Here is a 12,923-nt window from a genome sequence, read left to right on the forward strand (position 1 = left end):
TGGGCCGAATGGCCCCGTACCCGTTCCCAGACTACATTGGCCTCTGATTTAGCTGTCGTAGCTGCGCTCAACATCCAGGCCAATTACGGCCTGTAAACAGGTTGGCTGATTGTATTTATTCTTTTTTATCTTCCCTAAATACCTGGCTCCTGTTTAATGTCTGGTTTACTAATTACTTGCAGCTTGTGGCATGTAGCCTGTGGCTCAGAAGATGCTAGCAAATTTTCCCCGGACAGCAATGGCTTGCGACTTGAAGCTTGAAGCCAAATTTCCCCGGACAGTAATAGCTAGAAGCCAGTAGCCTTATCCCCATTCATTTTTCTTACATAAAGCCAGGTGCAAAATGCAGGAACCAAAATCTGGTAAAGCACCATAAATAAACTACTCCATAAATTATTTTGCTGCACACTATTTTGAGCAATTGGTATCAGGAGATGTTTTCCTATTGAACCATCTGAAAATACAATGCTTCCCACTGTGTTCCATCCAAGGTGTAAACCGATTGGCAGAAACAATGAATTTGTTTTAATAAAAGCATATGCATACATCCAACCCGCTGCTGCTGTAATGAGGAAAATAAAAATCATTTGAACGGGATGATTCCATGCATTGTAAGAAAACCAGTGATATACGCCGAAGGCAATCACTGATAACCAAAATCCTTTGGTAACACCCAGTCTTTTTAAAGCAATATAAAACAGCGCTCCCCGGAAAATAAATTCTTCATAAAGTACAGAACGCAACATCCACCAAAGACCTATACCAAACTCACTAAAAGAGTATGCTTCATTAAATTTCCAGGATATTCCGGCAAATGCTGATCTGGTTAAATGAAAAATGGAGGCCAGTGTCATGGCAATCAATAGTCCGATAAAAAACTGTTGTATTCTTTTTAAAGTTGGTAGTAAACCAAGTACGGAAAGCCCTTGTTTTTCAATTAGTTTTAAGAGTAGTAGTGATAACAGTAACTCTACCAAAATACCTGCCATAACTAACTGATTTTAAGTTTTTTATATCTGGTTTTCATCATTTGAGATAGGTGGTTTCCAAATAAAAGCTGCCAGGCTTGGAAAATTATGTTTATTTTTTCTATTTTTACAATCATGCAACGCTGCAATCAAATGTGGCGTTGTATTTTTTTTACCCTTTTTAAACCGCAAGATTATGAGTGAGAGTACTATGTATGTTACAAAGGAGACATTTGAAAAAATGCGTGAAGAGCTTCAGAAGATGAAATCGGTTGACCGACCGGCTGCGTCAAGGGCTATTGCAGAAGCCAGGGAAAAAGGAGATTTAAAAGAAAATGCCGAATACGATGCGGCCAAAGAGGCCCAAGGCATGCTTGAGGCCAAAATCAAGCAATTGGAAGGTGCCATCGCAAATGCAAAGATTGTAGACACCAGCGATATAGATACAAGTAAAGTAACTATACTTACTAAAGTAACCATTACTAATGTAGCTACTAAAAAAACGGTTACTTACCAGATTGTAGGAGAAAAAGAAGCTGACCTTAAAGCAGGAAAAATTTCTGCAGGTTCTCCTATTGGTAAAGGATTGATGGGAAAAGTAAGAGGAGAAGTGGCCGAGGTAATTGCTCCTACAGGAGTTATTAAATTTAAGATTGAAGACATCACTGTTTAATTAATTCTTCGTTGTTGTATGTTTCCGAAAAGCATACAACAACGAATTTCATATCTACAGGTTATGACCATTTTTTCCAAAATCATTGCGGGTCAAATACCATCTTATAAGATAGCAGAGGATGAACAATTTTTTGCTTTCCTGGATATTTTTCCACTGGTAGAAGGTCATGTGTTGGTTATTCCTAAACATGAAACTGATCGTTTCTTCGATCTATCGGATGAGTATCTCTCTGCTATGTTGCTTTTCGCTAAACCAATTGCCAAAGCAATCGAAAAAGCTTTTCCCTGTAACCGTTGTGGTATAAGTGTGGTTGGGTTAGAAGTTCCACATGCACATATGCACCTGGTGCCGATTAATAGCGCCGATGACCTGAATTTCACCAGAGGTAAATTACAATTGAGTCCTGAACAACTGCAGGAAAGTCAGCAACGGATATTGGCCGCGCTTTTAAAGTGAATTGTGAATGGTGAATTGTGAATGGTGTATATTACTTAATCCTTTACTTGTTGTGATTTCATATCTTAATTGGTAGTTGCATGTTATCTATCCTATTGCTGCAGCTTTCCAGGAATGCCAAAAAACAATGGACAATTCACCATTGACAATTCACTTTCCCCTAACTTTAGAAAAATAAACCCCACCGTATGCAAACTACTGCTTCAAAACGGGTCATTAATGGTTGGGCCATGTACGACTGGGCCAACAGTGTTTATAATCTAGTCATTACTTCAACCATTTTTCCTGCTTATTTCGAATCGGTAACCGGAGATGGTAATGATGCCACTACCAATGATACCGTTCAGTTATTTGGCAGAGAGTTTGTAAATACCTCTTTATATAATTATGCATTAGCAGTGGCATTTATGATTGTTGCACTGATATCGCCGATGCTTTCTTCTATTGCTGATTACAAGGGGAATAAAAAAAGTTTCTTATTCTTTTTCTGTACCATGGGCAGTTTAGCGTGTAGCGCTTTATTTTTTTACGGAAGTACGAACCTGGCATTTGGCTTGGCCTGTATGATTGTAGCCTGTATAGGTTATTGGGGCAGCCTGGTATTTTATAATTCATTTCTCCCGGAAATAGCTGCACCTGCCGATCAGGATCGTGTTAGTGCAAAAGGGTTTGCCATGGGATATACCGGCAGTGTAATTTTACAGATAGTATGTTTTGTTTTTGTGTTGAAACCAGATTTGTTTGGTATTACAGTCGGCAAAGCCTCACAAATTTCTTTTTTACTTGTTGGTGTATGGTGGTGGGGTTTTGGTCAGTTGGCATTGAGCCGTCTGCCTAAATCAACTCCTGCCGGAAATCTCAACAGTAAAGCGAGCATTTTCACAAATGGCTATAAGGAACTTAATAAAGTATGGAAGCAGCTTAGCCACACACCTATATTGAAAAGATATCTTGGGGCATTTTTCTTTTTTAATATGGGCGTACAAACCGTAATGCTTGCCGCCACTTTATACGGTAAAAGTGAACTGAATATACCTACAACCAACCTCATTATCGCCATATTAATAATTCAGTTGGTTGCCATTCCAGGTGCTTATACTATTGCAAAGCTCTCCGATAAACTGGGAAATTTCAGGGCATTGATGATTACAGTGGCTATTTGGATATTGATTTGTATCATCGGGTATCTATTGCCAAGAGATGGAGTGAATGAGTTTTATGCGCTGGCAGTACTGGTAGGATTTGTAATGGGCGGCATTCAATCTTTAAGCAGAAGTACCTATGCCAAACTAATGCCTGAAACAAAAGATACCACATCTTTTTTTAGCTTTTATGATGTTACAGAAAAAATTGCCATTGTAATTGGGATGTTTAGCTTCGGCTATATTAATGAATACACAGGCTCACAAAGAAATTCAGTATTGGCACTTGTAGTATTCTTTGTTATTGGATTGATATTACTCAGCTTTGCATCAGCAACTAAGCATAAACAAGGAAAAGTAGCATAGTTATGAAATTGTATTCGGTTAATAGTGGTTATTTTAAGTTGGATGGTGGGGCAATGTTTGGTGTTGTACCAAAATCAATGTGGAACAAATTAAATCCGGCTGATGAAAATAACATGTGCTCCTGGGCCATGCGTTGTTTGTTGGTGGAAGATAGGAACAGACTTATTCTCATTGATAATGGAATGGGCGATAAACAGGATGCCAAATTTTTTGGTCACTACTACCTGCATGGAAACGATACACTAGATAAATCACTTGCTCAATACGGTTTTAATAGAAATGATATCACCGATGTATTTTTAACCCATCTTCATTTCGATCATTGCGGTGGAAGTATAATTCGGGATGGAGATAAGCTGGTTCCGGCATTTCCCCATGCAACTTTCTGGAGTAATGAAAAACATTGGGATTGGGCCATAAAACCCAACGATAGAGAAAAAGCATCTTTTCTGAAAGAAAACATTCTTCCTATTCAGGAAAGTGGACAGTTGAAATTTATTAATACTCCATCAACAGGCTTTACAAGTAATGGACAATTAGAGACAGCGGCTTTTCTCGAGAATTTTTCTATCCGTTTTGTAAATGGACATACCGAGAAAATGATGCTGCCGCAAATAAATTATAAGGGGCATACCTTGGTATATATGGCAGATCTGCTTCCTTCCGCCGCTCATTTGCCTATTCCTTATGTGATGGCGTATGATATGTTTCCATTAACCACACTACATGAAAAGAAGCATTTTCTACAAGAAGCAGTTGAAAAGAACTACATACTATATTTCGAACACGATCATTTAAACGAATGTTGCAGCCTTCAGTTAACAGAAAAAGGAGTGAGGGTCGCTGAAACTTTCCCCCTCCACGCATTGTAAAGCTATCCAGGTTTGTAGTGTTTCACCTAATAATACCGCTTAAAAAATCCGTGAAAAAACGTGATAAAATCGGTGTTTTTCGGACTTCATTGCCATTTATTCATATTAAGTTTACGTTGAAATCCTAGCTTTAACACGCTATTTTAAAATCCAATGTCCAGAAACCAGGAAACCGGATGTCCTAATTGCGGATGCAGGATATCCTTCAGGCAGTTTATTCTGCTAAACAATTTTTCCGCCATCAACTGCGATACCTGCAATGCACGAATCGAAATTTCGAACCGGAATGGCAATGCAGTTATCGCAGTTGTTTCAGGAGTTATATCTGCTGCCACAGTGGTATATGCTGCTTATGCCGGTAAAGAATATTTAAATTCCTTTTTATTAGGTCTTATTGGAGGGGTTATACTGGCTACCCTTTTTGTGATAATTATCTGCAGGGTGCTATATAAAAGATCCCAGTTGTCGCGTAACGTACAAAGTAACCCTATACAGTATCCAAAAAATGCGATGGTGTCTAATGGTTAAAACTGATCATTGAACTAAGCGGGTATCTTAGGTTACGGTATTGCATCATGTCTACTTTTACACTTCCAACGATTATTGGACTTTCAATCCGAAGTGGTATATGATTGGGGTCGTCGCTCACCCATACCGTCATTTTTTCCCCACCTTCAAACAATGTTCCCTTAACCAGTAAGGGTTTGAATTTGATGGCCCTGAATTTACCATACTTTGTTTTGATGGTTTCCTTGCCTAAATACTTTATGTATAGGTTATAAACTTCATTGTCCAGAAACATGGAAAAGGGAATTTTTTCTTCAGGTTTATATTTATTGAAGTCAATATTCCGGGCATAATAAATAGAACTCAAAACATCCTGTACGCAACCGGGTACTTTAAATACACCTTCAGTTGTAACAGCGGTATTAGTTTCTTTATTAAACGTAATGTTTTCAAATTTTTTATAACCACCTTCGTCAATGTTCCGAATAAATTTTAGAGGCTGCAGATCGGTAGTGTCGATATATGATTCATACTTGTCCCTAACTTTAAAGATCCAGTCATAACTGGGGTTAGAGCTTCCTTTTCCAACTACATGGTAGGCAATTCTGTTGTTCATCTTATCGAGAGAAACGGAAAAATTGGCATTACCTGCATTTACATATAATCCAAGTACAGAATAAAATACATTAAATGAAATACTTTCACCTTCTTGAAAAGCGGTGTTCCGGATTCCGCAGAATTCATCTCCGGCCGAAAGGGGCTTTAAGGAGATAAGCCATATTAATAGTAAGAAAATTCGTTTCATGCTTGCCTGTTTACTTATTGTTTCTGAACAAACGAATGCCCAATAGAAATATACTACCTATTATAGCCGGAATAATCAGGTTTATTATCCAGATACTTCCGGTTGATGCAATGATGCCTAGCAGGTTGTTACTCAGTATGCCAAACAACTGTAAACTCACTTTTCCTCTTATTCCAATTTCCGCTAGTGTAATACTTGGAATAATGGTTAATATGACCAACAATACTGAAACAAGCGCTATTGTATCCCATATGCCTATTCCAACCTCAAACACTTGTATTACTAGCACATATTGTACCAGATATACAACGTATCGGAAAATAGAAAGAAGTAAAATTTTTGTTAAGAACTGCCACCCCAAACTTTCCATATTTTCTACTACAAACCTGTATCGCGACACAATCGGAATCTTTTCCAGTAGCCGGATTAGCCAGGATAATTTAAAATATAAAAGAATAAGCAATGCAGTTGCAAATCCGAGTACACTCATTAATCCTGTCAGCCAAAACATAGACAATCCCTCTAACTGATGGGTTGCATCGAAAATAAAAATGCGCATATATACCATTCCGGCTAAACCAAAGGAAAGGGTAGTAATAATCAGGCTCATGCTTCCTACTAATGAAATGGCCATGCCTTTCAATCGATTCCCATCATCCAGATATATTGATCTGGCAGCCGATTCTCCAAACCGATTAATACTATTAAAAACCAGCGCATTGCCGGTAATGGTTGCTTTAAGGGCCTTGGCAAAAGAAACTTTTTGCACTTTTGATACCAGTAATTTCCATTTATAGGATTCAATACCCAAATTGGCGAATACAAACAAAATTGCCAGTATTAGTTTCCAGGATTGCGGACCTTTTAAAGACCGTAAAATCATATCCCATGACTGCTGAATATCATCCTGATGCTGAACCTGCTGATAGATAGAGTAGGCCAGCCAGATAAAAAGTACTGGTCCTAGAAAGTAGTTCAGGAATATTTTTAGTCGTTTATTCAGGCACTGATGATTTAAGTAGTACAAAGAACGGGGAAATATAGCAGAATCATGGACTATGAAACTTGTTCAATAGACCATAGACCATAGTCTATGGCAGATGGCAAATAGATCGGGGTTTATAGTGGAGTATATATGGATTAAACAAAATGCTTCACCATGGACCATGGACCATGGTCCCTCTCTCCACAAATCTTCCGTATTTTCACCTGCGAATGGGAAAAGATGAAATTATATTAGGAATTGATCCTGGTACCCAGCTAATGGGTTATGCGTTGTTAAGGATTCATAAGGGGCAGCCGCAGGTATTGTTAATGGATATTTTGAAATTAACCTCACAGAAAGATATTTATGCCAGGCTCGAAACAATTCATGCAAAAGTTTGTGAGCTTATCAGGTTATATAAGCCTTCCACATTTGCCATTGAAGCACCCTTTTTCGGAAAAAATGTACAGAGTATGCTGAAACTCGGCCGTGCACAGGGTGTTGCTATTGCAGCAGCCATGCAGGCAGGTTTAACGGTAACAGAATATTCTCCTAAAAAAGTGAAACAGTCTATTACCGGCAATGGTAATGCCGATAAAGACCAGGTATGGAAAATGTTACAGCGTATTTTACAAATAGCCGAAAAGCCACAATATTTTGATGCTACAGATGCTCTGGCGGTTGCCCTCTGCCACTATTACCAATCATCCTCACCGCTGGCAATTAATGGAAAAAAAGGAAAGGGGTGGGAGGATTTTATTGCGAAAAATCCAAGCAGGATTAAATAATGGCAGATGTCAGATGTCAGATGTCAGATTTTTTTAAATCTGCAGACTCAATAAATGCCTATCTATCTCCTTAGCTAAAATATCAAATCTGCCATCTGCGATCTGCCATTCCACAATCCAAACCTGCCATCCCTACTTCAGGTATCCCGTCAATACAAGCACAAGCAATATCGCTCCGCCAATCACTCTGTACCAGCCGAAGAGGCGGAAGCCGTGTTTTTGTAGGAAGCCTATGAAGAATTTGATGGCGAGCATGGCTACGATAAATGCTACCAGGTTACCGACTGCAAGTGCGATGAGGTTATCGGTATTGGTTAATATTTCAGGATTGTCTTTCCAGGCTTTTAATAACTTATAACCGGTTGCGGCAGCCATGGTTGGTACGGCAAGGAAAAAAGAAAATTCTGCTGCTAATCCCCTGTTTAATTTTTGTTGCATACCTCCAATAATACTAGCGGCACTGCGACTCACACCTGGTATCATTGCAACGCATTGCCATAGTCCAATCATGAATGCGCGCACAAAACTCACTTCCTCTTCTTTATCAATTACTGGCTGCTGAAAAAGTTTGTCAATAAACAACAATACAAAACCACCTGCCAGCATGGTGATGGCGACTGTAAGTGGACTTTCAAGCAGATCATCAATCTTATCAGAGAAGAGCGCACCGAGTGCCAGGGCGGGAATAACGGCTATTAAAAGTTTTAGGTAAAAGTTCCATCTGTTAAGCGGAAAGAATTTTTTTCTGTATAGAACTACCACCGACAGAATAGCTCCAAGTTGAATGGCTACCTCAAACAGTTTCGTGAAATCGTCTTTTGCGATACCCAAAAATGAACTCGCAATAATCATATGACCAGTAGAAGAAATAGGCAGGAACTCGGTTATTCCTTCTACAATGGCAATTATAATGGCATCGAATATAGACATGGAGGAGAGTTGAAGTAGTCCGAAAGTCGGTTTGTTTGAAAGTCCGAAAGAAAGCTTAGTGTATAGTAAATCCTTCAGTGTATTTCTGTGTCTTCAGTGGTAATATTAATGCCACTTAAGACACAGAAATACACTGAAGGGTAGGGGATTTATTTTCCTTTTTTGAAGATCGCATAAATCTCTACCGCCAATCCGATTACGATAAGGATTGGTGCGATGGTAATGCGCGTGGTGCTGTAAACAACTTTGTAATCAAACACATTTGGGTCATTGCTTTTACCGCCACTCATCAAAAAAAATCCAAGCGCAATAATAACACCTCCTATCAACATCCACTTGTAATTATCTTTTGTAAAAAGTGGTGCTGGAGTATTTTTTGTTTCAGTCATATCAGTCAGTTTTTAAGAATTATTGTTTGTTCAAGTATTTTCTTTTAACCATTTACCATTCACATCTAATAAAGATCGTCCAATTTCATTTTTAAATATTTCAGTACGCTTCTGTAAGTACTGTACACTGAAATGCCTACGCCCAGAACAATCAGGCCACCAAAAAGTATAAAAGTAAGTTTCCAGTCGCGAATGGCTTTTAACTGCGGAAACTGACTTTCAGCCCAACTGATGATGCTAAATAACAATACGATCGCAATACCTGAACTAATTAATCCATTGACTATTGCCCTGATATTCAAAGGACGGGCAATGAAATTGCGCGTTGCCCCCACCATTTGCATGGTTTTGATCAGGAAGCGATTGCTGAACATCGCCAGACGTATTGTATTGTCAATACTTACTATAACGATAATACATAGTATGATGGCAATCACCAGGAATATGAGCCCGATTTTGGCCGCCCGCTCATTCAAATTACCCACCAGGGTTTGGGGATATTGAATATCGGTGATTTGGTTGCCATATTTGCCCAATAATTCGGTGGAAATGGCGTTTAGACTGTCTTTGTTTACGTATCCGGCTTTGGCATAAAAATCAATGCTTTCCGGAAGAGGGTTCATATCGAGTATTTTGGCCCAATCTTCATTGTTTTCCCGGTTCCAGATTTCCTGTGCCTTCTGTTTATCTACATAAGTAACAGTTTTTGTATAAGGACGACCAGCAATGTATTGCTGAATTTGCCCGATGGTATCTTTATTAAGGGTACGTAAATAGGCGCTGATGCGGATATCTTCCTTAAATGCATTACCCACCGAATTAATATTCAGGAAAAACCATCCCATGATACCCATAATCAATAGAACCAGGGCAACACCAATAATGGAGTAGATATAATTGGGTTTACTACGTTTTAAAGAAGATTTTGCGCTGTCTGCCATACTAATTCCTGTTTTTTTCTTTTCCCCCTTCTCCACCAGTGGAGAAGGGCAGGGGATGAGGAGCAAATGTAGGGTTTTGACGCCTAAAGACTTACATTTGCAGCCACTCTAACGATTATTTCGCTTTTGAAAAATAGCGTAATCCTGACTTATTTGGGTTAAAGATATGTTAGGATTACCGGCAGTTGCCGAAAAGTACTGAGCCTTCAGTTTCTGATCAGCAGACCTGCCCAATTAATAACGCTTTACAACAACAAAAAGTATACAGAACAGGACCAAATATGGAATACAATTTCAGGGATATTGAACAAAAATGGCAGTCAGCCTGGGTAAAAGACAAAACCTATCAGGTAAAAAACAATTCCGATAAACCAAAGTATTATGTACTGGATATGTTTCCCTACCCAAGTGGTGCGGGATTACATGTGGGACATCCCCTGGGTTATATAGCTTCTGATATAGTGAGTCGTTTTAAAAGACTCAAAGGATTCAATGTATTGCACCCGATGGGATATGATGCTTTTGGTTTACCTGCCGAACAATATGCCATTGAACATGGTGTGCATCCTGCTAAAAGTACCGCACAGAATATCGATAATTTCAGGAAGCAACTGGATAATATAGGTTTTAGTTACGATTGGGATCGTGAAGTGCGTACCTGTGAGCCGGGTTATTATAAGTGGACACAATGGATATTTCTGCAGTTGTTCAATAGTTACTATAACAGGCAACTACAAAAAGCCAGTCCGATTACAGAGCTAATAGCGGCTTTTGAAAAAAATGGTAATGCAGATCATGTTTGTCCGGGTGATAACAGTATTCAGTTTACTGCAGATCAATGGAAGGCTTATTCAGCAAAAGAACAGCAGGATATTTTGATGCACTATCGACTTGCATTTTGTGGATACGGTGAAGTTAACTGGTGCGAAGCCCTTGGTACCGTGTTAGCCAATGATGAAGTTGTGAATGGGGTGAGTGAACGTGGGGGACATCCTGTTGTAAAAAAGAAACTACGCCAGTGGTACCTACGAATTACTGAATATGCTGATCGCTTACTTAGTGGCCTCGACACCATCGAGTTCAGCGAAGCCATGAAAGAAATGCAAACGAACTGGATCGGAAAGTCCTCGGGAGCAGAGATCAGCTTCAAGCTACAAGCTGCAAGCCACAAGCAAGAGCCATCAAGCTTGCAGCTTGAAGCTTGTAGCCTGGAGCTCAATGTTTATACTACTCGCCCCGATACCATCTTCGGAGTTGACTTTATGGTTGTAGCGCCTGAGCATGAGCTTATTGAAAAAATTACCACGCCAGAGCAAAAAGAAGCGGTGGAGGCTTATGTAGCTTATGTGAAAAGCAGAAGTGATAGAGAGCGTCAGGCAGAGAAGAAAATTACCGGATGCTTTACGGGTGCTTATGCCATCAATCCATTCGACGGAAGAGAGATACCGGTATGGATTTCAGAATATGTACTGGCAGGTTATGGTACAGGAGCTATTATGGCAGTGCCATGTGGCGATGAGAGAGATTTTAAATTCGCTCAACATTTTAATATTCCTATTACCAATATTATTGGTGCTGCTTTCGATGGCAATGAAGCCAATCCAACCAAAGATGCCATACTCCATAACAGTGGTTTCCTCGATGGTATGAAAATGAGAGATGCCATAGAACTGGTGATTAGTAAACTGGAGGAGATGGGTATCGGTAAACGCAAAGTGAACTACAAAATGCGTGATGCAGCATTTAGTCGCCAGCGTTACTGGGGAGAACCATTTCCTATTTTATGGAAAAATGGTATTGCTTATCCGCTGGATGAATCGCAACTACCCTTAACCTTGCCAAATGTAGAATCGTATAGCCCTGGTCCGGAAGGCGAAGGTCCACTGTCGAATATTCCGGATTGGACCAATCAGTTTGGTGATAAAGGGGTGTTGGAAACCAATACAATGCCTGGTTATGCCGGAAGTAGCTGGTATTTCCTGCGATATATGGATCCCCAAAATGATCAACAGTTTTGCGGCAGAAAAGTTAGCGATTACTGGAACCAGGTTGATCTTTATATCGGTGGTACTGAACATGCGGTTGGACATTTATTGTATAGCCGTATGTGGACCAAAGCTCTCTACGATTTAGGGCATATTGGTTTTGATGAACCATTTAGGAAATTGCTGAACCAGGGGATGATACAGGGAAGTAGCAGATTTGTGTTTCGGAAAAAAGGAACACAACTTTTTGTGTCTGCAGGGTTAATAAATAAAGAAGAAGTTGATCAGTTACATGTCGATGTAAACATAGTTGATGGTGTTGAATTAGATATTGAAGCCTTTAAAAAATGGCGCAACGGCGAATATGCTAATGCTGAATTTATGTTGGAGGATGGTAAATATATCTGTGGGGTGGAAGTGGAGAAAATGTCTAAATCCAAATTCAATACCGTTAATCCGGATACGTTGGTTGAGAAATTCGGAGCAGATACATTCCGTATGTATGAAATGTTCCTTGGTCCGGTAGATCAAAGCAAACCTTGGGATACCAAGGGAATTGAAGGGGTACACCGTTTCCTTAAAAAGATGTGGCGATTGTTTTTTGATGAAACAAAAGGTGAAATCTGGAACAACGACACACCAACTGCTGAAGAATTAAAAGTATTACACCGCACTATCAGGAAAATTGAAGAAGATACAGAACGATTCAGTTTCAATACGGCAGTAAGTAGCTTTATGATTTGCGTAAACGAACTGAGTGATCTTAAATGTCATAAGAAAGAAATACTTGAGTCATTGCTGATTCTCTTAACTCCTTATGCCCCACATATTGCTGAAGAACTTTGGCAGCAATTGGGCAACAGTGGGTCTATTCTCGATGCACATTTTCCTGTATTCAATGCTGCACATGTAACAGAAACAAGCAAGGAATACCCCATCAGTATTAATGGTAAAATGAGAACCAACTTAACCATTGCGCTGGATGCTACGGAAGAGCAGGTTAAAGAACTGGTACTGGCTAATGAACTGGTTCAAAAATGGATGGAAGGAAAGCCTTTGAAGAAACTGATTTTTGTGAAGGGAAAGATGATTAATGTAGTAGTATAAAGACTT

Annotated in this window: 13 protein-coding genes; 7 read left to right on the forward strand and 6 right to left on the reverse strand. The window is 39.4% G+C overall.

Annotated features, from left to right (window positions below; all coding sequences use genetic code 11):
• Positions 1 to 287 precede the first annotated feature (287 nt).
• A complete protein-coding gene (locus ACH30E_RS08980) occupies positions 288 to 989 on the reverse strand; it encodes a CPBP family intramembrane glutamic endopeptidase (RefSeq protein ID WP_294996337.1) in 702 nt (233 codons plus the stop codon).
• A 175-nt stretch (positions 990 to 1,164) separates the two neighbouring features.
• Between ACH30E_RS08980 and greA the strand changes: the two genes are divergently transcribed.
• The 5 genes from greA to ACH30E_RS09005 all read left to right on the forward strand — a co-directional run bounded on the left by greA (position 1,165) and on the right by ACH30E_RS09005 (position 5,008).
• Positions 1,165 to 1,641: a transcription elongation factor GreA gene (gene greA, locus ACH30E_RS08985; RefSeq protein ID WP_294996340.1), complete on the forward strand. Its 477-nt coding sequence runs from the start codon at positions 1,165 to 1,167 to the stop codon at positions 1,639 to 1,641.
• Positions 1,642 to 1,704: 63 nt separating this feature from the next.
• Positions 1,705 to 2,100 (forward strand): HIT family protein, encoded by a 396-nt coding sequence (locus ACH30E_RS08990; protein WP_490824528.1) that lies wholly within the window; start codon positions 1,705 to 1,707, stop codon positions 2,098 to 2,100.
• Positions 2,101 to 2,288: 188 nt separating this feature from the next.
• Positions 2,289 to 3,608, forward strand: coding sequence for an MFS transporter (locus ACH30E_RS08995; RefSeq protein ID WP_294996344.1), 1,320 nt, complete (start codon positions 2,289 to 2,291; stop codon positions 3,606 to 3,608).
• A 2-nt stretch (positions 3,609 to 3,610) separates the two neighbouring features.
• Complete coding sequence (locus tag ACH30E_RS09000) at positions 3,611 to 4,480, forward strand: MBL fold metallo-hydrolase (protein ID WP_294996347.1); 870 nt, start codon at positions 3,611 to 3,613, stop codon at positions 4,478 to 4,480.
• A 153-nt stretch (positions 4,481 to 4,633) separates the two neighbouring features.
• Positions 4,634 to 5,008 (forward strand): hypothetical protein, encoded by a 375-nt coding sequence (locus tag ACH30E_RS09005; RefSeq protein ID WP_294996350.1) that lies wholly within the window; start codon positions 4,634 to 4,636, stop codon positions 5,006 to 5,008.
• Here ACH30E_RS09005 and ACH30E_RS09010 read toward each other — a convergent pair.
• Positions 4,998 to 5,792 (reverse strand): DUF3108 domain-containing protein, encoded by a 795-nt coding sequence (locus tag ACH30E_RS09010; RefSeq protein WP_294996353.1) that lies wholly within the window; start codon positions 5,790 to 5,792, stop codon positions 4,998 to 5,000. The genes ACH30E_RS09005 and ACH30E_RS09010 overlap by 11 nt on opposite strands.
• A gap of 10 nt (positions 5,793 to 5,802) precedes the next feature.
• Entirely contained in the window at positions 5,803 to 6,819 is a 1,017-nt protein-coding gene (locus tag ACH30E_RS09015) for a hypothetical protein (protein WP_490824531.1), read from the reverse strand.
• A gap of 188 nt (positions 6,820 to 7,007) precedes the next feature.
• Between ACH30E_RS09015 and ruvC the strand changes: the two genes are divergently transcribed.
• A complete protein-coding gene (gene ruvC, locus ACH30E_RS09020) occupies positions 7,008 to 7,565 on the forward strand; it encodes a crossover junction endodeoxyribonuclease RuvC (protein ID WP_490824532.1) in 558 nt (185 codons plus the stop codon).
• Positions 7,566 to 7,697: 132 nt separating this feature from the next.
• Here the strand turns inward: ruvC and ACH30E_RS09025 are convergent, their stop codons facing one another.
• The 3 genes from ACH30E_RS09025 to ACH30E_RS09035 all read right to left on the reverse strand — a co-directional run bounded on the left by ACH30E_RS09025 (position 7,698) and on the right by ACH30E_RS09035 (position 9,891).
• Positions 7,698 to 8,495, reverse strand: coding sequence for an undecaprenyl-diphosphate phosphatase (locus ACH30E_RS09025; protein WP_294996361.1), 798 nt, complete (start codon positions 8,493 to 8,495; stop codon positions 7,698 to 7,700).
• A gap of 149 nt (positions 8,496 to 8,644) precedes the next feature.
• The gene (locus ACH30E_RS09030) at positions 8,645 to 8,884 is read right to left on the reverse strand and encodes a DUF3098 domain-containing protein (RefSeq protein ID WP_490824533.1); all 240 of its coding nucleotides are present in this window, start codon (positions 8,882 to 8,884) and stop codon (positions 8,645 to 8,647) included.
• A 65-nt stretch (positions 8,885 to 8,949) separates the two neighbouring features.
• On the reverse strand, positions 8,950 to 9,891 hold the full coding sequence (locus ACH30E_RS09035) for a cell division protein FtsX (protein ID WP_490824535.1): 942 nt from the start codon (positions 9,889 to 9,891) through the stop codon (positions 8,950 to 8,952).
• Positions 9,892 to 10,106: 215 nt separating this feature from the next.
• On the opposite strand from ACH30E_RS09035, the gene leuS reads away from it, so the two are divergent.
• Positions 10,107 to 12,917: a leucine--tRNA ligase gene (gene leuS, locus ACH30E_RS09040; RefSeq protein ID WP_490847336.1), complete on the forward strand. Its 2,811-nt coding sequence runs from the start codon at positions 10,107 to 10,109 to the stop codon at positions 12,915 to 12,917.
• Positions 12,918 to 12,923: the final 6 nt, after the last annotated feature.

The sequence above is a fragment of the Sediminibacterium sp. FW305-C-61 genome (genome assembly GCF_058231065.1).